The organism is Ornithinimicrobium faecis (genome assembly GCF_023923225.1).
Taxonomy (GTDB): Bacteria; Actinomycetota; Actinomycetes; order Actinomycetales; family Dermatophilaceae; genus Ornithinicoccus; species Ornithinicoccus faecis.
This window is the reverse complement of the sequence record NZ_CP099489.1, coordinates 1,748,006-1,772,296: the sequence shown is the minus strand read 5'-3', so window position 1 is coordinate 1,772,296 and position 24,291 is coordinate 1,748,006. Positions and strand designations below refer to the sequence as shown.

Sequence of the window (24,291 nt, the reverse complement as noted above, 5' to 3'; positions counted from 1 at the left end):
TGCAGGTGACAGGGTTCTGAGCACCCCCAATCCCGTCAGTGAGGACGCATCGCATGCCCCTGTCCACCAAGAAAACTCTCGCCGCGACCGGCGCCGCTCTGCTGGCCGGATCACTCCTGCTGACGGCCCCGGCGCAGGCCACCCCCGGCAACGCGCACTGTGGCGACGAGGCGGGCAACAACAACAACGCCTTCGTCAACCACGCGCAACTCACCAAGAAGCTCAACAAGATCGAGCAGACCACCGGAGGGACGGTGGATGTCGAGGTCATCGGCCAGAGCAACCAGGGCCGAGACATCTTCTCGGCCCGGGTCGGTCACGGCGACACCGTGATCCTCGTCGAGTCCCAGATCCACGGCAACGAAAACCACGGCACCGAGGCCCTGCTGAACCTGCTCCCCCAGTGGGGCGGCAACACGCCCGCAGCCAAGGCTCTGCGCGAGAACGTCACGATCGTCGCGGTCCCGCGGCTCAACGTGGACGGTGGTGAGAACGACACCCGTCAGAACGCGATGTCCTGGGACGAGGTCGTCGCGGACTTCCCGCAGCTGGCCGACGCAGAGCCGGCGTGGAACTACCGCGACTCGGTGCCGGGCTTCGACACGAACCGCGACTTCAACCCGGATCTGGACTATGTGCCCGCCCCCGAGGACTTCCCGGGGACAAGCGCCGGCACCGGGTGGTATCTGACCCCCGAGTCCCAGTCCGTGCGCGACCTGTATGCCGGGCTGGAGGACGAGTTCGGCACCGTGGACTACTTCGTCGACCTGCACAACCAGTGGAACTGCTATGTCGTGGAGGGCACCGGCGAGCACACGCCGCTGTCGATCTCCGGCAAGTTCATCGCGGACCCGTCCGAGTTCGGCGACTGGCCCAAGTTTGACTACGACGCCTCGCGGCGCGCCAACGTCGCGGTCTATGACGCGCTGCAGGGTCGCGGCAACTCCGACTTCGGCGACCTGACGCTCTATCCGCAGGACACCAACCTGCCGGGCACCGCGCTGGGTTCCTTCGCCCTGCGCGGCAGCGCCACGGTGCTGTTCGAGACCTCCAGCCAGACCCAGTACGACGGCTCGAAGGGCAACGGCAAGCTGACCAAGCAGATCGAGATCGGCCTGGGCGGCCTCGTGGACAGCGTGGCCGACGACAGCATCAGCTCCATCGACCCGGAGGACTACCAGGCGATTCCGAACCGGGCATACCCCGAGGACTGATGCCGCACGCTTCACCGAACTGACGGCATACGTTTGACGCCGTCCAGTCAACCGTCGCGGGGCGGGACAGGGCCGATCGCGCTCTTGTCCCGCCCCGCGACTAGGCTGTGTGGCACCAATCGTCTCCAAGCCTGTTGGCTTGCAAAGAAGGGGAACGAGTGACTGTCGCACCCGAGGGTCGTCGCATGCTCCGGGTCGAGGCCCGCAACGCCGAGACCCCGATCGAGCGCAAACCCGAGTGGATCCGGACCACCGCCAAGATGGGGCCGGAATATCAAGAGCTCCACAGCATGGTGAAATCCGGTGGCCTGCACACGGTCTGCCAGGAAGCTGGCTGTCCCAACATCTTTGAGTGTTGGGAGGACCGCGAGGCGACCTTCCTCATCGGCGGCGACATCTGCACCCGCCGCTGCGACTTCTGCGACATCGCCACCGGCAAGCCCCGCGACCTCGACCTGGACGAGCCGCGCCGCGTCGCCGAGTCGGTCCAGCAGATGGGTCTGCGCTACTCCACCATCACCGGCGTCGCCCGCGACGACCAGCCCGACGGTGCCGCCAGCCTGTTCGCCGAGACGATTCGCCAGATCCACCAGCTCAACCCCAACACGGGTGTGGAGATCCTCCCGCCCGACTTCGGTGCGGTTCCTGAGCTGGTCAGCCAGGTCTTCGACGCCCGCCCCGAGGTGTTCGCGCACAACCTGGAGACCGTCCCGCGCCTGTTCAAGCGGATCCGCCCGGCCTTCACCTACGACAAGTCGCTGAGCGTGCTGAGCATGGCCCGCGAGGCAGACCTGGTCACCAAGTCCAACCTGATCCTGGGCATGGGCGAGGAGGACCACGAGATCGAGACGGCGCTGCACGACCTGCACGACGCCGGCTGCGACATCCTGACGATCACGCAGTATCTGCGCCCCTCCAAGATGCACCACCCGATCGACCGGTGGGTCAAGCCGCAGGAGTTCGTGCACTGGTCCGACCTCGCCGAAGAGATCGGATTCAAGGGCGTCATGGCCGGTCCGCTGGTGCGCAGCTCCTATCGCGCGGGGCGCCTGTATGCCCAGGCGATGCACAAGTGGGGTCGCCCGATCCCCGAGCACCTGTCCCACCTGGACCAGGCAGCAAGCGACCCTGCCCGGCAGGAGGCTTCCTCGCTGCTGTCCAGGGTCACAACCCAAGTATCCTGATCCCTATGGCCACCACGAACGACTCGACCGAGCCCAAGCGCAAGCGACGGTTCGGCCGCAAGAACAAGCCGCCCAGGGACCCCAACAACCCGGGGAGGTGGCAGCAGTTCAAGCAGGTCTGGAGCATGACCCGCAAGCACGACCCTGCGGCCATGTGGTGGATGCTGCTGGCGGCCCTGGCCGTGCTGCTGCTGGGCCTGCTCATCGGCCTGTGGCTCGACATGATCGTCTACGTCATGATCGTCAGCCTGCCGCTGGCGATCCTGGCCGCCGTCTTCATCCTGGCCCGGCGCGCCGAGCAGGCGGCGTTCAGCCAGATCGAGGGTCAGCCCGGCGCCACCGCTGCGGTGATGGGCACCCTGAAGCGCACCTGGTACTACGACGAGGAGCCGGTCGCCGCCGAGGCTGGTGGCAAGGTCCGCGGCATGCGTGACCTGCACAACGCGGCCATGATCTTCCGCGTCGTCGGCCTGCCGGGTGTGGTGCTGATCAGCGAGGGCCCCAAGGCCGCGGCCAAGCGCCTCAGCGAGACCGAGCGCAAGAAGGTCGCCCGCATCGTCGGACCCGAGGTGCCGGTCCACGCGCTGCGCGTCGGCCACGGCGAGGACGAGGTGCGCCTGTCCAAGCTCGTGAAGACCATGAAGAAGCTGGACAAGAACATCACCAAGCAGGAGGCCCTGGTCGTGCACAAGCGGCTCAAGGCGATCAGCGCCACCGCGCGGCCGCCCCTGCCCGCCGGTGTTGACCCGCGCAAGGCCCGCATGGACCGGCGCGCCCTGCGCGGCCGCTGACCCGGCTACCGGTCCCTTCCTCCCGGCACACCCGTCCTCCGCGGCACACCCGTCCCGCCGCGACCTGACCCGGAAATTGGCGTGCTCCGCAGCGGTGCCGCTGGCTAGCGTGTGACCCATGCTCGACATCACCAGGCTCCCGCTGCAGGACGGCACGGTCCGCCTGCGTCCCCTGACCCGGGCCGATGCCGCGGCCTATGCCGAGGGCACCACCGACCCCGCGGTCCGCGCCAGGGCACACCTACCCGAGGCCGAGTACACCCCGGAGTCTGTGGCCGCGATGGCCGACGGCGTCGTGCGGGAGGGACTGCAGCGTGGTGACCTGGCCGTGCTGACCATCGCTGATGCCGGCACCGACGAGTTCGCCGGCAGCCTGGTCATCTTCGACGTCTCGCAGGACGAGGCCGAGGTGGGCTTCTGGTTGCACCCGAGGTCGCGCGGCAGAGGTGTGGCCGGGTCGGCCCTGCAGCTCTCCGCCCGGTTCGCCACAGCCAGCGGCCTGCACGCCCTCACGGCGCGCACCGTGCCCGACAACACGGCAGCACAGGCGGTGCTGAGCCGTTCCGGCTTCGTGGAGACCGGCCGGGGGCGGGGCACCACGCCGTCGGGTCAGGATGTCGAGATGGTGCACTACCGTCGCGATCTCAGGGCGACGACCACACTCGACTGGTCTGTGACCTGGCACGCCGGGCACCCCTCGCCCGCGCACGACCCGGCACCGAAGATCCAGACCCACTGGGTCGCCGACGACCTGGTGGTGCTGAGGCAGAACAAGTCGGTGCACTTCGAGGCGCCGTTCATGTTCCTGATCCTCGGACGCTCCCGCGCCCTCCTCATCGACACGGGCGCCACGGCCGACCCCGAGGACTTCCCGCTGCGGCAGGTGGTGGACGAGCTCATCGACAGCTGGTGGTCAGGGGACGTCCCGCACGCGCACGAACTGCTCGTGGCACACACCCACGGTCACGGGGACCACCGCGCTGCGGACGGACAGTTCGCGGATCGTCCGCGCACCACTGTGGTCGGGCACTCCCTGCCGGAGGTCCTCGCCCATTACGGCTTCGGTGACTGGCCGGCAACGCCACGGCAGCTGGACCTGGGAGAGCGAGTGCTGGACGTGATCCCTGCGCCCGGCCACCACCCGTCCGCCACCGCCTTCTACGATCGTCGCACCGGCCTGCTGCTGACCGGCGACTCGCTCTACCCGGGCCGGCTCTACGTCGAGGACTGGGAGGCATTCGTCGCGTCGGTGGACCGACTGGTCACCTGGTCCCAGGAGCACCCCATCTCGTATGCCGTGGGGTGCCATATCGAGTTGTCGGCGGCTGGGCAGGAGTATCCGATGGGGACGACCCACCACCCCGACGAGCCACCCCTGCAGATGCCGGCCAGCGCACTGACCGAGCTGCAGACCGCAGTGCGGGAGATCGACGGGCAGCAGGGTCGGCACGCGTTCGACCGGTTCCGTGTGTGGCACCTCCTGTGAGGTCGGTCCGGGCGCGTCCGAGGAGCGCCCCGCACTCGCCCTACTGCGCGAACCAGTCGCTGCTGATCGCCAGGTCAGCGATCTCGTAGGCCAACTGCAACTGCTCGATGCCGTCCGCTCCGGTGAGCACCTCGCCGTCCGGGGTCACAGCCGACCCCGAGTGGGAGCCGAGCAGGGTCCGCCCCATCACGCCCTCGGCATACAGCTCGCTGTTGATCCCGACCAGCTGGGCCAGGGTCGGCAGCACGTCGATCTGCCCACCGCTGGTGGAGATCCGTCGGCCGTCCTCCCCCGGCACATAGACGATGAACGGCACCCGACCGGCGTTGCCGTCCATCCACTGCTCGTCCTCGGGCGCATAACGGTGCGGCCCCTCGTGGTCGCCGACCACCACGATCGCTGACTGCTCCAGCAGGCCGCGCTCCTCCAGCCCGGCCGCGAACTCCCCCAGCGCCGCGTCGGTGTAGTGCACGGTCTGCAGATAGCTGCTCGTCGCGTCGTCCCCGGGCAGATCCAGCTCCTGCAGCTCCTCGGGGAGCTCCCACGGCAGGTGCGAGGTGGTGGTGATCAGGTGCGCAAAGCGCGGGGCGTCCATCTCGTCGATCTCCCGCAGCGCCTGGTCGAACAGGTCCGTGTCGGCCAGCCCGAGCCCCAGCGGTGTGCCCTCGTCGAAGTGCTCCTGCCCGATGTAACGCTCGAAGCCGAGGTGGGGATAGACGCGATCGCGGTTCCAGAAGGTCTCGGTGTCGTTGTGCAACGCGATCGGCTCGTAGCCCTGCGTGGACAGCAACCGCGGGAGGCTGGTGTAACCGTCGTTGTCGGGGAAGCGCAGGTAGGCCGCACCGGTCTCCAGCGGATAGACCCCGGCCAGCATGAGCAACTCACCGTCGGAGCTGCTGCCGTCGCGCACCTGGGCCAGCACATGGTCGAAGACCAGGCTCTCCTCGAGCCAGCTGTTGATCGTCGGCGTCACCTCCTGACCGTAGGGCGCAGCGCCGATCGCCACCTGCTCGAGTGACTCGAACTGCACGACATAGATGTCGCGGCCCTCGAGCACGCCGACGAGGTCCTCGTGCTCCGGCGAGGCCTGGTGAAACTGGGCGTTGGCCGCGAACCAGTCGCCCACCCGGTCGCGCTCCTGCGCGTTGAGCACGGCATTAGTGTCCACCAACTCCGTGTAGCCCTCGTAGGCGTGCGCACCCAGCGGCGACAGCGCCACCACGCGAAACTGCGGGTCGGACGTCTGAGCCGTGATCTGGAGGGCGAAGGCGGCCAGGCACCCGACCACGATCAGCGCGACCGTCCGCACGCGAGCAACCTGCCGGCGACGGGGAGCGTCCGGCCCCGGCGTCTCCCTGAACCAGGGTGGTCGCGCGCCGCGCAGCCGGGCCGAGATCGCGACCGCCCCCAGCACCAGCAGGTCGGCGAACAGCAGCACGTCCCACCAGCGCATCATCGCCAGCACCGAGGAGCCCATGCCCTCGAACCCACTGGGTTGACTGAGCAGTTGCAGGCTGAGCAGGCGCCCCGAGGCGCGGGCAGAGAGCAGGTCGGCAAAGAGCAGCAGGCTCACCACCACGTCGGCCCCGATGACGTATGCCGTGCGTCCCCTGCCGCGCAGCAGCACAGCTGGGCAGAGCACCAGTGCGATCAACGGCACGGCACTGACGGCCACCAGGGCGACCCAAGGGTCCGCGCCCAGGATGGTCCAGGCAACCACGATGGACTTGGCGACCAGGGCTGCGGCGACCAGGGCGACGAGGCGCATCTTCGTTACCGGCTGCGCAGCAGCAGGGTTCCTGCCGCACGGTCGTGCAGCCCCTGCCCGTGCCGGTTGATGATGAAGGCGGGGATCAGCAGGCACAGCAGGGCCGCGCGGATCAGGCCTGACCGGAGCCCCGGCATACCGGGTTGTCCTGCTCGCAGGGCCTCGATCCGGTGCACCCGCATGCCCAGGAGGCCGTGGCCCAGGGTCGTGCCGGCAGTGCTGACCAGCAGGAGGTTCTCGGCGAAGAAGATCCCCAACGGCAGCAGCGTGTCCACGCCGGCCAGACCCCCCCACGGCACACCGAGGATGGCGAGCGCGATCGCAGTGCAGGCGATCCAGTCGATGAAGACGGCGACGAGTCGCCGCGGGAAGGTGGCGAGCGAGCCGGCCCCACGCTCCGGGAGGCCCAGCTCGGCGCCCGGATAGGCTGAGGCTGTCACCCCAGCAGGTTAACCCGCGAAACACGCGCGAAACATTGGGGTCACGGTCAGGAAACCGGCGGCAACTAATGTCTTTCCTGAGCGGGACGCGACCCGCGCGGCTATCAGGAGGATGGATGTTCACCACTGCAGAGGAGGTCCTCGCCTTCATCAAGGACGAGGACGTCAAGTTCATTGACATCAGGTTCTGTGACCTGCCCGGCGTCATGCAGCACTTCAACGTGCCCGCCGCGTCCTTCGACGAGGAGGCGTTCGAGACCGGTCAGATGTTCGACGGGTCCTCGATCCGGGGCTTCAAGTCCATCCACGAGTCCGACATGAAGCTGATCCCGGACCCGAAGACGGCCTACCTCGACCCCTACCGTGTCGAGAAGACGCTGATCATGAACTTCGCGATCGTCGACCCGTTCACCGACGAGCCGTATGAGCGCGACCCGCGCCAGATCGCGGCCAAGGCCGAGGAGTACCTCCGCTCGACCGGCATCGCCGACACCGCCTTCTTCGGCGCGGAGGCCGAGTTCTATGTCTTCGACGACGTGCGCTTCTCGACCGGCCCCTCGGGTGGTTACTACCACATCGACTCCATCGAGGCCGCGTGGAACAGCGGCCGTGCGGAGGAGGGCGGCAACCGCGGCTACAAGACCCGCGTCAAGGGTGGCTACTTCCCCGTCCCGCCGGTCGACCACTTCGCCGACATCCGTGACCGGATGTGCCTGGAGATGGCCCAGGTCGGGCTCAATGTCGAGCGCTCCCACCACGAGGTCGGCAACGCGGGCCAGCAGGAGATCAACTACCGGTTCAACACCCTGCTGCACTCCGGTGATGACCTGATGAAGTTCAAGTACGTCATCAAGAACTCCGCCTGGGCCGCCGGCAAGACGGCGACCTTCATGCCCAAGCCACTCTTCGGTGACAACGGGTCGGGCATGCACACCCACCAGTCGCTGTGGAAGGACGGGGAGCCGCTGTTCTACGACGAGAGCGGCTATGGCGGTCTGTCCGACGTCGCGCGCTGGTATATCGGCGGCCTGCTCTCCCACGGCCCGTCGCTGCTGGCGTTCACCAACCCCTCAATGAACTCCTACCACCGTCTGGTGCCGGGCTTCGAGGCCCCGATCAACCTGGTCTACTCCGCCCGCAACCGCTCGGCGTGCGTGCGCATCCCGATCACCGGCAACTCCCCCAAGGCCAAGCGTGTGGAGTATCGCGTGCCGGACCCCTCGGCCAACCCCTACCTGTGCTTCGCCGCGCAGTTGATGGCCGGCCTGGACGGCATCCGCAACCGCATCGAGCCGCCGGACCCGGTGGACAAGGACCTCTACGAGCTGCCCCCGGAGGAGCTCAAGGACATCGCCCAGCTGCCGACGTCACTGCCCGAGGTGCTGGTCGCGCTCGAGGAGGACCACGACTACCTCACCGAGGGCGACGTGTTCACCGAGGACCTCATCGCGACCTGGATCGACTACAAGCGCAAGAACGAGATCGACCCGATCCGTCTGCGTCCGCACCCGCACGAGTTTGAGATGTACTTCGACCTGTGACGAAGGGCGTCTAGCGGGCGGGACAGAGTGAGGGACGAACTCGGTGCCGCCCGTAGCCCGAGGAAGAGGTCGCGAAGGATTCGACCTCTGATCCACGTCGAAGAGGGAAGGGCCCTTGACCTGCAACGGTGCAGGTCAAGGGCCCTTTCGTTGGCCCACCGCGTGCAGCCAAACAGGCAATGTCGCCAGCTGCCCAACCCGCCAGGCCCCTGACCAGGCAGTTTGTCCGGAGCGTCTCGACGTTACCTGTCTGAGTGCACGTTGTTGCCTGCTGCTGCGCTCGTTGTTGCGCTGGGTCGTCGTCGCCGTCGCTGCAGGAAGTGGCGCCAGGGACTAGCGTCATCAGTGAAGCCCCTACTGCCCCGGAGGTTGTTGTGCCCCAGACCATCGCCGAGAACATGGTGGCCCAGCTGGTCGCCAACGGTGTCCGCCGCGTCTATGGAATCTCCGGAGACTCGCTCAACGGTTTCACCGACGCCATGCGCGCCGACGGCACGCTGCGCTGGGTGCACGTTCGCCACGAGGAGGGCGCTGCGTTCGCTGCCGCCGCGGACGCCGAGCTGACCGGTGAGCTCGCCGTGTGCGTGGGCAGCTGCGGGCCGGGCAACCTGCACCTGATCAACGGACTGTTCGATGCCAACCGCAACCGCGTGCCCGTGGTTGCGATCGCGGCCCAGATCCCCAGCAACGAGATCGGCAGCGGCTATTTCCAGGAGACTCACCCGCAGCACCTCTTTGCCGAGTGCAGCGTCTACACCGAGCTCGTCGCCCACCCCTCCCAGATGCCACGCGTCATGGAGATCGCGATGCGCACCGCGATCGAGAAGCGTGGTGTCGCGGTCATCGTCATCCCCGGAGACGTCGCCCTGCAGGAGATCGCGGACGACCGGGTCAGTGTCATCACGCGAGCCCGCCCCACCGTGGTCCCGGCCGAGGACGAGCTGCGCGCCGCGGCCGAGCTGCTCAACGGCGGCGACCGGGTCACCATCCTGGCCGGCGCCGGTGTCGAGGGCGCCCACGACGAGGTCGTCGCCCTGGCGGACACGCTCGGCGCACCGATCGTGCACGCGCTGCGGGGCAAGCAGTTCATCGAGCACGACAACCCCTTCGACGTCGGGATGACCGGCCTGCTCGGTTTCGCCTCCGGCTATCGCGCGATGATGGACAGCGATGTCCTGCTGATGCTCGGCACGGACTTCCCCTATCAGCAGTTCTTCCCCCGCCAGGCCAAGGTCGTTCAGGTGGACCTGCGCGGTGAGCAGCTCGGGCGTCGGGTGCCGCTGGACCTGGGCCTCGTCGGCGACGTGGGAGACACCGTGCGGGCGCTGACCCCGATGGTGCAGCGCAAGAAGAAGCGCCGTCACCTGGAGGACTCGCTCAAGCACTATCGCAAGACCCGCGACAAGCTGGACGACCTGGCCACCCCGAGCAAGCGCGGCCGGGCCATCCACCCGCAGTATGTCGCTCGGCTGGTCGACGAGCTCGCCGCCCCGGACGCCGTCTTCATCCCCGACGTCGGTTCACCGGTCGTCTACGCCGCCAGATATCTCACCAGCGGCGGTGGCCGGCGCATCATCGGCTCCTTCATCCACGGCAGCATGGCCAATGCTGTGCCGCAGGCCGTCGGTGCCCAGTCGGCCTATCCCGACCGTCAGGTCGTCACCCTGTCCGGTGACGGCGGCCTGACCATGCTGCTCGGTGAGTTGCTGACCCTCACCCAGAACAAGCTGCCCGTGAAGATCGTGGTCCTCAACAACTCCTCGCTCAACTTCGTCGAGCTGGAAATGAAGGCCGCCGGCTATGTCAGCTATGCGACCGACCTGGAGAACCCGGACCTGGCGGCCGTGGCAAATGCGCTGGGGCTCAAGGGGATCCGGGTGGAGAAGTCCAAGGACCTGCCGGACGCGATGCGCGAGATCCTGGCGCACGACGGGCCGGCCCTGCTCGACGTGGTGACCGAGCGCGAGGAGCTCACGATCCCGCCGTCCATCCAGGCCGAGCAGGTCAAGGGCTTCACGCTCTATGCGATCCGGACGGTCTTCTCCGGGCGCGGCGACGAGTTGCTCGACCTGGCGCGCGCAAACTTCCGACAGCTCTTCTGAGGGCCGGGACCGGCCGTATGCCGTCCGCCCACCCCTGTGGACGGGCGCGGCACCGACCGAGTGTCGGCGTGGTCTGGCACAGTGCTGGCGTGCCCTCTCGCTCGCAGGACAGCGCCGCTGACGCCCGGTCGGCCGTCGTGGACGCGGCGCACGCGGCGGTGGCCCGGGCGACCGCGCGTGAGGTGGCCGTCCACGAGTCGTATGACCGGGCCCGCAACGTGCTGCGCCTGCAGGCACGGCGGCGTGCCCTCGTGCCGCTGACCCGCGAGATGCTCAGCACGCCCGGGACGCTGGATGCCCATGCGGGGCGGTCGATGCCGGCCTACGCCTGGGGCCTGCCAGTGGCTCGACGCCGACAGCTCCTGGCGGTCATCTGCCCGACGGCGAGCGCGATCACACCTGCAATCCGGGCTGTCCTGTCAACGACCGTGATCGTGGTGGCGTCAGTGGCGGAGGAGGACCGCCTCGCCCGCGTCACCGACCCGCGGCAGCGCTTCGCGGTGCTCTCGGTGCGCGTGCCCGAGCCCGCTCACGAGGAGATCGTGGACTTCGCCCGTCGCAACCCGACGCCCCGCGGCTGATCACCCGGCGGTGTCAGGCCTGCTGCCAGGCCGCTGCGAGCAGCTCGTGCGAGCGGACCCGGTGCTCGGCATCGTGGGTGACCGAGGTGATGAGCAGTTCGTCTGCCCCGGTGGAGCCTTGCAGCAACTGCAGTCCCGCGACGACTGTCTCGGGGCTGCCGACAAAGCGGGTGCGGACGCGGTCGTCGACGAGCGCTGACTCGGCCTCTCCCAGGGGATTGGCCAGTGCCTCCTCCGGGTGGGGATAGGGGATGGCGCCGTCACCTGAGCGGATCGAGTGGACCCAGTGGTCATAGCCGGCCGCGAGATAGTGGGCCTCCTCATCGGTCGGCGCGACGACCACGTCGGCGGACACGATGACGTGGGGTGCGTCCAGGTCATCGCTGGGACGGAAACTGTCGCGATAGTGCCGCACCGCGTCGATGACCCCCGAGGGAGCCACGTGATAGTTGGCGCCGAAGCGCAGGCCACGCTCTCCGGCCAGGGCCGAGGACTCGCCGCGTGAGCTGCCCAGGATCCACAGCTGCGCCGGGGTCGCGCTGACCACCGCTGCCTCTGGCAGCGCCAGGTCGTCGACCTTGAGCGAACCACTCAGGGCATCCTGGATGAGGGCGATCGTGTCGGCATACTCCGCCGTCTCCGCCCCCGGGAGGAACTGCAGTCGGTTGGCCACCTGGAACCGGGGGCTGGCCAGCAACCCACCCAGGGGGACGGGCGCGGGGACGAACAGGCCCTCCGGGGTGCGGTGCTCCTGTGGGAGTGGCCCCTTCGGGACCGTCGTGCTCGACGGCTTGGCGCGATTGCCGGAGCGACCCAACCCGAGGTCGATCCGCCCCGGATAGGCGGCCTCCAGCAGGCCAAACTCCTCCGCGATCGACAGCGCTGTGCGGTGACCGGTGAGGACCGCCCCGGACCCGATCCGGATCGTGCTGGTCGCCGCACCGCCGAGGGCGATCGTCACGGCCGGGCTGGACCCGATCACGCCCGCATTCAGGTGGTGCTCGGCGAACCAATAGCGGTGATAGCCCGCTGCTTCGGCACGCCGCGCCAGCACCATGCTGTGCGCCAGGGCGTCGGCCGGCGTCGAGCCGCTGCTCACCGGGACGAGGTCAAGGACTCCCAGGGGGACGGACATAGTGCTGCTCCTGTTCGCGCTGGTCACACGTGCTTGCGGCGCCAAAGAGAGCGCTGCCCGGTCATCACCTGGGGCACCCCGTCACCATGTCGAAGGGTTGCCGTCCGACCAGCCAGGGCTGCGGGGTCGGACTCAAGACCTGGGCCAGACGATACACACAAACGCGATCCGATCCATAAGGGGGTTGACGAGTGTCCCCTGCATGGTGTTATGTTTCTTCACGTCAAGAGATCCAGCGACAAGCCCTGGCTTGCTGGGCGGCAACCCTCTCCCGCAGTGGGGTGCTCCAGGTGATGACTGGGCTGGCCCGCAATCGCGGTCCGGCAAGTGCGATCACGAAGGACTGAGCAGTGAGCTTCAGCACCGCGTCGAACCACCTCTCCGGCTCCATGCGCCAGCAGGCACCCGGCTGTCACGCCGTGCCCTGTCCTGACCTGGCTTGTCGCGATCTGGACCGTCGCGCCCAGGGCTGTCGCTGTCGTTGTCGCTGCTGTCTCTGAGCACGACCCTCAGCACGACCCTCAAGCGTCACCCTCCGCAACACCCACAAGCAACACCCTCCGGAAGCCCGCACTGCCCGTGGCTGATCCACGGGGTTGCTGCGCGACGTCTCTCCCCCCGCGTGGGCCCAACGACGGGCCACCCCTCCTCGACCAAAGGACATCTTTCATGAGTTCTTCGCTGCCTCCCACCCACCTCGCGATCGCCCTGGACGGCACCGGCTGGCACCCCGGCTCCTGGCTCCAACCCCACTCGCGTGCCGCCGAGGTCTTCTCCGGCGCCTACTGGACCGACCTGGCGCGTGAGGCCGAGCGCGGCCTGATCGATTTCGTCACCATCGAGGACTCCCTCACGGTGCAGGGGGCCTCACCGCTCGACCCGACGCCGGTGCCTGGGCAGGGCCGGCTGCGCGGCCGCCTCGACGCCAGCCTGCTGGCCTCCTTCGCGGCCACCCGCACCGAGCACATCGGTCTGGTGCCCACCATCACCACCACGCACACCGAACCGTTCCACGTGTCCAAGAACCTGGCGACACTCGACCACGTCAGCAACGGCCGGGCCGGCTGGCGGGTGCAGGTGTCTGGACGCCCGGGTGAGGCCGAGCACTTCGGCCGCCGGACGATCCCCGGCTCCTTCGACCCAAACTCCTCGCCGGAGGAGAAGTCGGCCCGGGTCGGTGAGCTGTTCGACGAGGCCACCGAAGTCGTGGAGGTCGTGCGCCAACTCTGGGACAGCTGGGAACACGACGCGGAGATCCGGGACGCCGCGACCGGGCGCTTCATCGACCGCGACAAGCTGCACTACGTCGACTTCGAGGGTGACTTCTTCTCGGTGCGCGGCCCCTCGATCACGCCACGCCCACCGCAGGGCCAGCCGGTCGTGACCTCCCTCGGGCACGCCACGGTCCCCTACGAGTTGGCCGCGCGCGGCGCCGACGTCCTGTTCGTCACCCCGCACGACGATGCGGACGCCGACTGGATCCTCGCGGAGGTGCGGGACGCCGAGGCCCGCGTGCGCACCGCCGAGACCCCGCTGCTGGTCTTCGCCGACCTCGAGGTCGTCCTGGACACCCCGGGCTCCAGCGGCGCAGAGCGACTGGCCGCACTCGGCGAGGCGGCCGGCGACGAGTTCGCCTCCGACGCACTGATTTTCACCGGGAGCGCGCCCGAGCTGGCAGCCCTGATCGGTCGCTGGCGGGGACGCGGTTATGCCGGCTTCCGTCTGCGGCCCGCCGAGCACGCCGTCGACCTCCCCGCCATCACCAGCGAGCTCGTCCCACTCCTGCAGGAGGCCGGCGTGTTCCGCACTGCCTACGACCAGCCCACCCTGCGCGACCGGCTGGGTCTGCCGGTCGCCACGAACCGCTACGCCACCGCGTCCTGACCAGAAAGGCCACCGCCATGCCCAAGCAGGTCATCCTCGGAGCCCACTTCCCCGGGGTCAACAACACCACCGTCTGGAGCGACCCCCGCTCCGGCAGCCACATCGAGTTTGAGTCCTTCCGCCGGTTCGCGCAGACCGCCGAGCGCGGCCGGTTTGACTTCCTCTTCCTCGCCGAGGGCCTGGCGCTGCGCGAGCAGCGCGGACACATCCACGACCTCGACGTCGTCGGCCGCCCGGACACCCTCCCGGTGCTGGCGGCCCTCGCCGGCGTGACGGAGCACCTCGGGCTCGTCGGCACCATCAACGCCACCTTCAACGAGCCCTACGAGCTGGCCCGCCAGTTCGCCACCCTCGACCTGCTCTCCCAGGGCCGGGCGGGATGGAATGTGGTCACCAGCTCCGATGCCTTCACCGGCCGCAACTTCCGCCGTGGCGGCTACCTCCCCCGCGAGCATCGCTACGCCCGGGCCGAGAGCCAGGTCACCGCCAACCGCCACCTGTGGGACAGCTGGGACCAGGACGCCGTCGTGGCGGACCGGGAGTCCGGCCAGTTCCGCACGGGCCGGGACGGGGACTTCGCCTACACCTCGCACTTCTTCGACATCCACGGCACCTTCAACACCCCGCGGCCGACACAGGGTCACCCGGTGATCTTCCAGGCCGGCGACTCCGACGACGGTCGCGAGTTCGCGGCGCGCACGGCCGACGCGATCTTCACCGGTCACGGATCCGGGGATGACGGACGGGCCTTCTATCGCGACATCAAGGGACGCCTGGCCCGCTATGGTCGCGACCCCGAGGACCTCAAGATCCTGCCCGCAGCGACCTTCATCGTGGGATCGACCGACGAGGAGGCGCGCCGGATCTCCGACACGGTGCGCCGCCAGCAGGTCAGCGGCCAGACCGCGCAGCTGATCCTCGAGCGCATCTGGAACCGCGACCTCAGTGGCTTCGACCCCGACGGACCGCTCCCGGACATCGAGCCGGAGTCCCACCCGGGCGCCCTCGTCCAGGGCCGGGTGCAGCACGTCAAGGACCCCGCCGCAGAGGTCGCCCGTCTCCGGCAGTTGGCCGCGGACAAAAACCTGTCGCTGCGCGAGGTCGCCATCGAGATCAGCGCGCGGCAAAACTTCGTCGGCAGCCCGGAGACCATTGCCGACACCCTCATCGAGTCCGTCGAGACCGGCGTCAGTGACGGCTACATCCTGGTCCCGCACATCACACCCGGTGGGCTGGACGACTTCGTGGACCACGTGGTGCCGATCCTCACGCAGCGCGGTGCCCTGCGATCGGAGTATGCCGCGGGGTCGACTCTCCGAGACAACCTCGCTCTGGGAGGGGCCCGGTCGGCGACGGCCTGGGAGGCCGGATCCGCAGCCGGACTGGCCGAGCTGGCCGGTCACGAGTTGGCCGGCCACGACCTCGCTGGCCACGACGTCACCGAGCGGAGGGCGTCAGCATGAGCACCGTCATCCTGGTCGGCAACCCGCGCGCCGGGTCCCGCACCGCCACCCTGGCGACCACCCTCGCCCAGCACCTCGCCGAGTCCCTGCCGTCCGCAGGCGCCGACGGTCCCGAGATCCTCGAGCTGGCCGAGCTGGTCGGCATCACGTTCACCGACGAGCCGGCCGTCGCCAGCGCACCACACCCCGACCCCTGGGGCGTGGTGCGGGAGGCCGACCTGCTGCTGGTGGCCACACCGACCTACAAGGGCACCTACACCGGCCTGCTCAAGATCTTCCTGGACCACTTCCAGGCCGGTGACCTGGCCGGGGTCGTCGCCATCCCGGTGGCCATCGCCGGCAGGCCCGACCACCAGGAGTCCGTGGGAAACACCCTGCGAGAGCTGCTGATTGAGCTCGGTGCGAGCGTGCCGGCGCCTCCCCTGGTGCTCCTGGAGCCCCAGGTGCTCAAGGCCACCGAGCACGTGACCGGCTGGGCCCGCGAGCACACTGCCGCCCTGGACAGAGCCCTTTCGACCGTGGGGGCGCAGCGATGACTGCCCAGATCGCTGCGGCAAGCACACCGACGGTCGACGTCCAGACCGACGTTCAGGCTGATTTCAAGGCCGACTTCAGGGCCACCTTCCGCAACAGCGTCGGCACGGTCAGCGTCATCACGGCCGGGACTGGACTGCGGCCCGTCGGCTTCACCGCGACGTCCCTGACATCGGTGTCGCTGGATCCGCCGATCGTCAGCTTCAACATCTCCCGCACCGCGTCCAGCTGGCCGACCGTCTCCACGGCCCGGCACCTGGCGGCCCACCTGCTCGCCACCGAGCACCAGGACACCGCCCAGATCTTCGCCACCAGCGGGATCGACCGGTTCGCCGCGGTCGGTGACTGGGCCACGGGACCACACGGCATACCAGTCCTGGGCCGTTGCCTGGCCCGCCTGGTGCTCGAGGTGCACAGCTGCACCCACATCGGCGACAGCGCCGTGCTCCTGGCCGAGGTCCAACAGATCGAGCGCTCCGAGGGTCAACCCCTGCTCTACCACGCCGGTGACTACCGGCACCTGCCCGGCTGACCCGGCCCCACGGCATACCTGCTCCTCTCCCCCACCCTCCGAAACGGTGACACCATGACGACACCCCGCTCCCGAGCCGCCCGGCGGCTCACCGTCCTCAGCTCCGCCACGCTCCTGCTCGCTGCCTGCAGCGGTGCCGGGGCGGCCAGCACCTCCAACAACGCCGCAGACCCCGCCGCGCAGACCGCGCAGGCCCCCGACGAGGTGACTCCCGGCGGCACCCTGAGGTTCGCGGTCGGCTCCGACCAGGGCTGCGTCGACCCCGCCCAGGTCGGCAGCAACGACACCATCTACTCGGTCCGCCACCTGGTGGACTCCCTGACCGATCAGGACCCGGAGACCGGCGAGATCGTGCCGTGGCTCGCCGAGTCCTGGGAGGTCAGCGACGACGCCAGCACCTACACCTTCACCCTGCGCGAGGGGGCGACCTTCAGCGACGGCGCCCCCGTCGACGCCGAGGCCGTCAAGGCGAACCTGGACCGGCTCACCGAGCTGGGCGCCCGGGGGACGCTGGCCCGCGGCTACCTCGCCGGCTACGAGGGCACCGAGGCCGTGGACGAGCGCACCGTCACGGTCTCCTTTGACGCCCCCAACGCCCAGTTCCTGCAGGCCACGTCCACGCACACCCTCGGTCTGCTCTCCCCGGAGTCCGCGGCCCAGACCGACGACGAGCGGTGCGCCTCGGTGATCGGCTCCGGCCCGTTCGTGCTGGACAGCTACACGCCCAACGCCTCGATCACCCTCGACAAGCGGGCTGACTACGACTGGGGCTCCTCCCTGTGGCAGCACGAGGGCGCGGCCTATCTGGACCGGCTGGAGTTCTCGGTCGTCCCGGAGTCCGGTGTCCGCCTCGGTGCGGTGCAGTCCGGCGAGGTCGACGTGATCGGCAACATCGCCTCCCAGGACGAGCTGGCCCTGTCCGGCTCCGACGTCCAGCTGCTCCCGCGCTCCAACCCGGGCATCCCGTTCGGTCTCTACCTCAACCACGAGGTTCCCCTCCTCAGCGATCCCGCTGTGCGAAAAGCGATCTCGCACGCCATCAACCGCGAGGAGATCACCGGGGCGGTCTACACCTCCTTCGTTCTCCCGGCGACGAGCTCGCTGTCCTCAACCACCCCCCTGTATGCCGACCAGTCACCTCTGTTGGGCCACGACCCGGCCGTCGCCGAGCAGGTGCTGCAGGAGGCCGGGTTCACCCAGGGCGCCGACGGCATCTATGAGCGGGGCGGTGAGCGTGCTGCCTTCGAGATCCTGTGGTTCAACAACGCGGCGACCAACGCCCCCACCCTGGAGCTGATCCAGCAGCAGCTGGCCGCCGTCGGCATCGAGGTCACCCTGAGCGAGGGCCAGGTGGCCGACTGGGGCACCCGCATCGCCGAGGGCGACTATCAGGCCAACTGGGGCAACCTGACCCGGGCCGACGCCGACATCCTGCGCACCTCCTACTCCAGCGAGGGGGCCAACTCCTATCGTCTGCCGGCCTCCGACCTGGATCAGGTGCTGGCCGACCAGGCCGCCGCCGCGGACCCGGCCGAGCGCGCTGACCTGGCGGCCCAGGCGCAGGAGGGCGTGGTCGCCGGCTATCACTCGGTGCCGGTCGTCGAGCTGACCACCGTCCTGGCCGCGGGCCCCACCGTCTACGGCGTGGCCTATGACGCCAGCTCGCGGGTGCAGCTGTTCGACGCCTGGATCGGACAGTAGGACCGATGGCTCGCTATATCGCGGTCCGGCTCGCCCTGGCAGTGGGTGTGCTCTGGGCGGCCTACACCGTCTCCTTCGTCATCCTTTATCTGGTCCCCGGTGACCCCGTCGCCGCCATGGCCTCCGGCGGGCAGGAGGGCACCCCGGTGAGCGCGGAGGAGCTGGCGGCTCTGCGCGCGCAGTACGGCTTCGACGACCCGCTGCTGGTCCAGTACGGGGCCAGACTGTGGTCCGCCCTCCAGGGCGACTTCGGGGCCTCGGTCCAGACCGGGCAGTCGGTGACCTCGGCCATCGCGGCCGCCCTGCCCAACACGGCCCAGCTCGCCGGGAGCGCCTTTGCGCTCGCGGTGGTCGGCGGCATCGGGCTGGCCCTGCTGGCAACGTTCACCCAGGTGCGGTGGCTCAAGCAGCTCCTGCTCGGGCTGCCCCCGCTCGGCGTCTCGTTGCCGACCTTCTGGGTGGGGCTGGTGCTCGTGCAGTGGTTTAGCTTCCAGCTCGGCTGGTTGCCGGCGCTGGGTGAGCACGGCTGGCGCTCCCTGGTGCTGCCCGCCATCACCCTGGCGTTCCCGATCGGCGCGATCCTGGCGCAGGTCACGGCCAGCTGCCTGCAGGAGGCCCTGGCCGAGCCCTACATCGTCACCGCCCGGGCCACCGGGATCACCCGGCGGGCGATCCACCTGCAGCACGCCCTGCGCAACGCGGCACTGCCGGTGCTGACCATCGCGGGGATGGTCGTGGGTGGGCTGCTCGCTGGCTCCGTCGTCGTCGAGACCGTCTTCAGCCGGGCGGGGGTCGGTCGCCTGACCGTCACCTCCGTCGGGTTCCAGGACCTGCCCGTCGTCCAGGGGATCGTCGTCTTCGCGGCAGCGATCTTCGTGATCGCCAACCTCGTCGTCGACCTGTTGCTCCCCCTGGCCGACCCGAGAGTCACTGTTGGAAAGGCCAGCACATGAGCACCGACACCGAGATCTCCGTCCGCCATCCCAGCAGCGCACGCGTGGTCGCCGACCCGCCCACGACCGTCTCCACAGCCACGCTCACCGGGGTGTCCCGGGCGCGCAGCCTGAGGTTCGGTGCGCTCCCCCGACCCGCCCGGTTCGTCGTGCTGCGTCCTGGCCTGTTGCTGAGTGTGGCGCTCCTGGCGGTGGTGGTGCTGGCCGCCTTCGCGCCGTCGGTGCTGGCCCCTGGCGACCCGCTCACTGGTGACACAACGCAGAAGTTGTTGGCGCCCAGCACCCAGCACTGGTTCGGCACCGACCACCTGGGCCGTGACCTGTTCACGCGGATGGTGCACGGGACAGCGCTGTCGATGCGCACGGCCCTGCTCGCTGTCGTCATCGCGTCGGTGATCGGTGGCCTCTTCGGGCTGACCGCCGGGTTTGTCGGTGGCGGCGTCGACAACGCGGTGATGCGCGTGGTCGACGTGCTGATGGCCGTCCCGTCCCTGCTGCTGTCCCTTGCCCTCATCGCGGCCCTCGGCTTCGGCAGCACCAACGTGGCCATCGCGGTCGCCATCGGGAGCATCGCCGGCTTCGCCCGGATCGCCCGGTCGCAGACGCTGCGGGTGAGTCAGTCGACCTATGTCGAGGCCGCCCGGTCCCTCGGCTCCCGCTGGCACGTGACCCTGCGGCGGCACATCCTGCCGAACGCGTCGGGTCCGATCCTGGCCCTGGCCGTGCTCGAGTTTGGCACGGCGATCCTGGCCGTCTCGGCGCTCAGTTTCCTGGGCTACGGCGCACCTCGGCCAGCACCCGAGTGGGGTGCCCTCGTCTCCGAGGGCCGCAACTTCCTGGCCACCGCCGGCTGGCTGACCATGCTGCCCGGCCTGACCATCGCCGCCACGGTGCTCGCGGTCAACCGCGTCTCCAAGGCACTCGACGGAGAGTGGAGGACCTTCCGATGAGCACAACGACGCGCCACGACGCGCTCGGTCGCCCCGAAACTGACCACACCACGCGCCCGGTCGGCCCGGAAGTCGCCACACCACGCGCTCGGTCGGAGGAAAACCCGGCCCCACCGCACGTCGGGTCGGAGGAGAACCCGGCCACACCGCACGTCGGGTCGGAGGTTGCGGCGGGCCTGCTCAGCGTCCGCGACCTGCACGTCAGCTATCAGACGAGCAAGGGCATCGTCCCGGCCCTGCGCGGTGTCGATCTGGACATCGCCCGCGGCGAGGTCGTCGCCCTGGTCGGTGAGTCCGGCTCGGGCAAGAGCACGCTCGGGCACGCGCTGATCGGGCTGCTGGCCGACAACGCGCAGATCGATCAGGGGTCCATCACCCTGTCGGGGCAGGACGTCTCCGGCTGGAGCGAGAACCGCTTCCGCAGCATCCGCGGGCGGGACGTCGGACTGATTCCCCAGGACCCGACGGTCTCACTCAACCCGGTGAAGCGGATCGGCGCCCAGGTCATCGGGGCCCTCACCGCACACCGTCGACTCCCCCGTGCCCAGGCCCGGACCGAGGCCGCGGCGCTGCTGGAGCGGGCTGGCCTGGACCAGCCGGAGCAGCGGATGCGTCAGTATCCGCACGAGCTCTCCGGTGGGATGCGGCAGCGGGTGCTGATCGCGATCTCCATCGCCTCGGATCCCGAGCTGCTCATCGCCGACGAGCCCACCAGTGCCCTGGACGTGACGGTGCAGCGCCGCATCCTGGACCACCTCGAGACGCTGACGCGGGAGTCCGGCACCTCGGTGCTCCTGGTCACCCACGACCTCGGTGTCGCCGCCGACCGCGCGGACCGGATCGTCGTGCTCAACCACGGCCTCGTGGTGGAGCACGGCCCGGTCGAGGAGGTCCTGAGCAACCCGCAGGACAGCTACACCCGGCGTCTGCTGGCCGCCGCGCCGGGACTGGGCGGACCCACGCTCACCCGAACCTCAGCCGCCCTCGCCTCCACCGCACCGACCCCAGCCACCCTCACCTCGGCCACACTCACCTCGGCCGCACTTACCTCTGCGGCCCGGCCCACGGCATACGGCATCGAACGGGACACCGCACCCCTGGTCGAGGTGCGCAACCTGGTCAAGGAGTTCCGCCTCCCCGGTGCGCGCCGCGGAGGGGACAGCGTGCTCCGGGCCGTCGATGACGTCAGCTTCACCCTCCACCGCGGGCGGACGCTTGCCCTCGTCGGCGAGTCCGGCTCCGGCAAGTCCACGACGGCACGGCTGGTGCTCCGGCTGGCCGACCCCACCGAGGGGACGATCGCCTTTGCCGGTGACGACATCACCCACGCCAGGGGCCGCGAGTGGCGTGAGCTGCGCCGTCGGGCTCAGCTGGTCTATCAGAACCCCTATGCCTCCCTCGACCCGCGCTTCAGTGTCAAGGAGGTCGTCACCGAGCCGTTGCGGGCCTTCGGCATCGGCGACCGGCGCAGCCAGCACGAGACGGCCGCCCGGCTGCTGGACCGGGTCGCGCTGCCGGAGAGCACACTGACGCGGCGACCGGCCGAGCTGTCCGGTGGTCAGCGCCAGCGGGTTGCGATCGCCCGGGCCCTCGCGCTCAACCCGGACCTGGTCGTCTGTGACGAGGCGGTCTCGGCCCTCGACGTGTCGGTCCAGGCCCAGGTGCTCGAGCTGCTCGCGGAGCTGCAGGAGCAGGAAGACCTGACCTATCTGTTCATCACCCACGACCTGGGCGTGGTGCGCCAGATCGCCCACGAGGTCGCGGTCATGCGCTCTGGCCAGTTGGTCGAGCTCGCCCCCACCCACCAGATCTTCGACCAGCCCGAACATCCCTACACCCGCGAGCTGCTCGGCGCGATCGCCGGCACCCGCCGCCCCACCCGACACGATGGAGACGCCTCATGAAGTTCCTTGTCCTGACCCTGATCACCCACGTGCCCGACCCCGTCACCGGAGAGCTCGTCTCCACCCACCAGCGACTGCGGAGCGTGGTGGACCAGGCGGTCCAGGCTGAGGAGCTCGGCTTCGACGGGTATGCCGTGGGCGAGCGTCACGAGCGCCCATTCATCTCTTCCTCCCCCACCGTGATCCTCAGTCACATCGCGGCCCGGACCAGCAGCATCCGGTTGTTCACCGGTGTGACCACGCTGAGCCTGCTCGACCCGGTCCGGGCGTTCGAGGACTACGCGACGCTGGACAACCTGGCCGACGGTCGCCTCGAGCTGATCATCGGCAAGGGCAACGGCGCCGCCCAGCGAGACCTGTTCCACGTCACCCCGGAGGACCAGTGGGCGCGCAACCGCGAGTCGTATGAGGTCTTCCGCCGCCTGTGGCGCAACAACAGGATCACCTGGTCGGGTCAGTTCCGTCCACCGCTGGAGGACGCCGAGGTCTGGCCGCAGCCGCTGCAGCGCCCGATCCGCGTCTGGCACGGCAGCGCCACCAGCCGCGAGTCCGTGGACGTGGCCGTCGAGTTCGGCGAGCCGCTGTTCTCGGCCAACGTGACCAACTCGGTCGAGCCGTATGCCGAACTGGTGCGCTACTACCGCGAGCAGTGGGCCGCCGCCGGACACGCCCCGGCTGACGCACTCGTGGGGGCGGGCACCGCCGGCTTCCTGGTCACCCCGACCAGCCAGGAGGCGCAGGACCTCTATCGCCCGGTCTATGAGGCACGCGCCCGCCAGTTCGCCGCCAACGGTGTCGAGCCAGCCTTCTCCTCCTTCGAGGACTTCTTGGAGCGCAGCTCGGCCCTGGTCGGCAGCCCGCAGCAGATCATCGACAAGGTGCACCGCTATCACGAGCAGCTCGGGCAGGAGGTCATGCACCTCCATGCAGACGGAGAGGGCATCACACCGGCCCAGAACCGGAATTCACTGGAGCTGTTCCAGTCCGCGGTGGCCCCGGTGCTGCGCCGCGAGCTGCCCTCGCGGCCCCTGGCTGCTCCGGTCAACCCGGCCTCCGCCGTCGCTGCGACCGGATCGGAGGTGGCGGCGTGAGCAGCTTCGCCAGTCCTGCCTATGCCAGTTCCACCTACGCCAGTCCCGCCGACACCAGCGTGCACGGCACCTATCGGGTGCCGCAGAAGCCGGACGATCCACGACCGCTGCTGCGCTTCGACGGTCGCCTCGGCAGCCCCGAGTTCCCCGCGATCCCTGGGCGCTACCACCTGTACTCCGGGTGGTTCTGCCCCTGGGCGCAGCGCTCCACCGCTGTGCTGGCGGTGGCCGGCGTGGACCCCTCGGTCGTCTCGGTGTCCTCTGTCCACGGCGACCGCGATGGCCGTGGCTGGGCGTTCCGTGAGCCCACCGGCGCCGACCCCGTGAACGACTTCACCCTGTTGCGCCAGGCGTATGAGGCGACCGAGGCGGGCTTCGACGGACACGTCTCGACGCCGACGCTGTGGGACCGGGAGGGCGGACGGGTCGTGTCCAACACGTATGCCCATCTCGACCGCGACCTGGCCAGCACCTTCGGGGCTGAGGCAGGCCGCGATCTCTATCCGGTGGCGCTGCGTCGTGCGATCGACGACGCCGAGGCGTGGCTGCACCCGGCCCTCAACCAGGGAGTCGGCGCGGCTCGTGCCGACGGTGCTGCAGGTGAGGTGGCCCGTGTCCGACTGATCGAGACCCTGGGTGTGCTTGACGAACGGCTCAGCCACTCGACCTATCTGGTCGGCGACGACCTCACCCTCGCTGATCTGCGGGTGATCGTGACCCTGCTGCGCCTCGACACCCAGGCCAACGCCGACGGCGCGCTCGGTCCGACACTCGAGGCTTACTCCCACCTGTGGGACTACGCCCGGGCGGTCTATCAGGAGCCGGGTGTCCGAGCGACGACGCGCTTCGAAGCCTTCGCCGTGCCGGAGGCCGACGTGGCGCAGTGGGACCGTCCCTCCGAGCGCATCGGAGGACGACTGACCAGAAGCCGCTGAGAGGGAGGCGGCCTGCTCCGCCCCGTACCGAGTCCACAATCCGCACCGCCACCGTTGCCGGGGTGGCCGAGCCCGGCTGGAGACCGCCGGACGTGCCTGTGG

20 protein-coding genes and 2 riboswitches are annotated in these 24,291 nt (G+C 69.4%); of the genes, 17 read left to right on the top strand and 3 right to left on the bottom strand.

Going from position 1 to position 24,291, the window contains the following annotated elements; genetic code table 11:
- The first annotated feature begins 53 nt into the window (after positions 1–53).
- From NF556_RS08145 to NF556_RS08130, 4 genes are all read left to right on the top strand, one after another.
- Positions 54–1,214 (top strand): M14 family zinc carboxypeptidase, encoded by a 1,161-nt coding sequence (locus NF556_RS08145; RefSeq protein ID WP_252595141.1) that lies wholly within the window; start codon positions 54–56, stop codon positions 1,212–1,214.
- Between the two features lie 158 nt (positions 1,215–1,372).
- Entirely contained in the window at positions 1,373–2,398 is a 1,026-nt protein-coding gene (gene lipA, locus NF556_RS08140) for a lipoyl synthase (RefSeq protein ID WP_252595140.1), read from the top strand.
- Between the two features lie 5 nt (positions 2,399–2,403).
- Entirely contained in the window at positions 2,404–3,189 is a 786-nt protein-coding gene (locus tag NF556_RS08135) for a DUF4191 domain-containing protein (RefSeq protein ID WP_252595139.1), read from the top strand.
- A gap of 118 nt (positions 3,190–3,307) precedes the next feature.
- Entirely contained in the window at positions 3,308–4,675 is a 1,368-nt protein-coding gene (locus tag NF556_RS08130; protein WP_252595138.1) for a GNAT family N-acetyltransferase, read from the top strand.
- A gap of 40 nt (positions 4,676–4,715) precedes the next feature.
- Here NF556_RS08130 and NF556_RS08125 read toward each other — a convergent pair whose 3' ends face one another.
- The gene (locus NF556_RS08125) at positions 4,716–6,443 is read right to left on the bottom strand and encodes an LTA synthase family protein (protein ID WP_252595137.1); all 1,728 of its coding nucleotides are present in this window, start codon (positions 6,441–6,443) and stop codon (positions 4,716–4,718) included.
- Between the two features lie 5 nt (positions 6,444–6,448).
- Positions 6,449–6,883: an RDD family protein gene (locus NF556_RS08120; RefSeq protein ID WP_252595136.1), complete on the bottom strand. Its 435-nt coding sequence runs from the start codon at positions 6,881–6,883 to the stop codon at positions 6,449–6,451.
- A gap of 116 nt (positions 6,884–6,999) precedes the next feature.
- Between NF556_RS08120 and glnA the strand changes: the two genes are divergently transcribed.
- The 3 genes from glnA to NF556_RS08105 all read left to right on the top strand — a co-directional run bounded on the left by glnA (position 7,000) and on the right by NF556_RS08105 (position 11,107).
- Entirely contained in the window at positions 7,000–8,424 is a 1,425-nt protein-coding gene (gene glnA / locus NF556_RS08115; RefSeq protein WP_252595135.1) for a type I glutamate--ammonia ligase, read from the top strand.
- Positions 8,425–8,798: 374 nt separating this feature from the next.
- Positions 8,799–10,526, top strand: a complete 1,728-nt coding sequence (gene poxB / locus NF556_RS08110; RefSeq protein ID WP_256829683.1) for a ubiquinone-dependent pyruvate dehydrogenase — start codon at positions 8,799–8,801, stop codon at positions 10,524–10,526.
- A gap of 89 nt (positions 10,527–10,615) precedes the next feature.
- The gene (locus tag NF556_RS08105; RefSeq protein WP_252595134.1) at positions 10,616–11,107 is read left to right on the top strand and encodes a hypothetical protein; all 492 of its coding nucleotides are present in this window, start codon (positions 10,616–10,618) and stop codon (positions 11,105–11,107) included.
- Between the two features lie 13 nt (positions 11,108–11,120).
- Here NF556_RS08105 and NF556_RS08100 read toward each other — a convergent pair whose 3' ends face one another.
- Complete coding sequence (locus NF556_RS08100; protein WP_252595133.1) at positions 11,121–12,242, bottom strand: LLM class flavin-dependent oxidoreductase; 1,122 nt, start codon at positions 12,240–12,242, stop codon at positions 11,121–11,123.
- Positions 12,243–12,266: 24 nt separating this feature from the next.
- Positions 12,267–12,382, bottom strand: a riboswitch (SAM riboswitch).
- An 81-nt stretch (positions 12,383–12,463) separates the two neighbouring features.
- Positions 12,464–12,578, top strand: a riboswitch (SAM riboswitch).
- Positions 12,579–12,911: 333 nt separating this feature from the next.
- Here NF556_RS08100 and NF556_RS08095 point away from each other — a divergent pair.
- From NF556_RS08095 to NF556_RS08050, 10 genes are read left to right on the top strand one after another with little or no spacing between them, the layout of a single operon-like run.
- Positions 12,912–14,126 (top strand): LLM class flavin-dependent oxidoreductase, encoded by a 1,215-nt coding sequence (locus NF556_RS08095; RefSeq protein WP_252595132.1) that lies wholly within the window; start codon positions 12,912–12,914, stop codon positions 14,124–14,126.
- A gap of 17 nt (positions 14,127–14,143) precedes the next feature.
- Positions 14,144–15,589 (top strand): NtaA/DmoA family FMN-dependent monooxygenase, encoded by a 1,446-nt coding sequence (locus NF556_RS08090; protein WP_252595131.1) that lies wholly within the window; start codon positions 14,144–14,146, stop codon positions 15,587–15,589.
- Positions 15,586–16,125: an NADPH-dependent FMN reductase gene (locus NF556_RS08085; RefSeq protein ID WP_252595130.1), complete on the top strand. Its 540-nt coding sequence runs from the start codon at positions 15,586–15,588 to the stop codon at positions 16,123–16,125. Before NF556_RS08090 ends, NF556_RS08085 begins: the two co-directional genes overlap by 4 nt.
- Complete coding sequence (locus tag NF556_RS08080) at positions 16,122–16,655, top strand: flavin reductase family protein (protein ID WP_252595129.1); 534 nt, start codon at positions 16,122–16,124, stop codon at positions 16,653–16,655. The genes NF556_RS08085 and NF556_RS08080 overlap by 4 nt, the downstream gene beginning before the upstream one ends.
- Positions 16,656–16,709: 54 nt before the next feature.
- On the top strand, positions 16,710–18,356 hold the full coding sequence (locus NF556_RS08075; protein ID WP_252595128.1) for an ABC transporter substrate-binding protein: 1,647 nt from the start codon (positions 16,710–16,712) through the stop codon (positions 18,354–18,356).
- A 5-nt stretch (positions 18,357–18,361) separates the two neighbouring features.
- Positions 18,362–19,309 (top strand): ABC transporter permease, encoded by a 948-nt coding sequence (locus NF556_RS08070; RefSeq protein ID WP_252595127.1) that lies wholly within the window; start codon positions 18,362–18,364, stop codon positions 19,307–19,309.
- On the top strand, positions 19,306–20,259 hold the full coding sequence (locus NF556_RS08065; RefSeq protein WP_252595126.1) for an ABC transporter permease: 954 nt from the start codon (positions 19,306–19,308) through the stop codon (positions 20,257–20,259). Before NF556_RS08070 ends, NF556_RS08065 begins: the two co-directional genes overlap by 4 nt.
- Positions 20,256–22,163: a dipeptide ABC transporter ATP-binding protein gene (locus tag NF556_RS08060; RefSeq protein ID WP_252595125.1), complete on the top strand. Its 1,908-nt coding sequence runs from the start codon at positions 20,256–20,258 to the stop codon at positions 22,161–22,163. Before NF556_RS08065 ends, NF556_RS08060 begins: the two co-directional genes overlap by 4 nt.
- Positions 22,160–23,254 (top strand): LLM class flavin-dependent oxidoreductase, encoded by a 1,095-nt coding sequence (locus NF556_RS08055; RefSeq protein ID WP_252595124.1) that lies wholly within the window; start codon positions 22,160–22,162, stop codon positions 23,252–23,254. The genes NF556_RS08060 and NF556_RS08055 overlap by 4 nt, the downstream gene beginning before the upstream one ends.
- Entirely contained in the window at positions 23,251–24,189 is a 939-nt protein-coding gene (locus tag NF556_RS08050; protein ID WP_252595123.1) for a glutathione S-transferase C-terminal domain-containing protein, read from the top strand. The genes NF556_RS08055 and NF556_RS08050 overlap by 4 nt, the downstream gene beginning before the upstream one ends.
- Positions 24,190–24,291 lie beyond the last annotated feature (102 nt).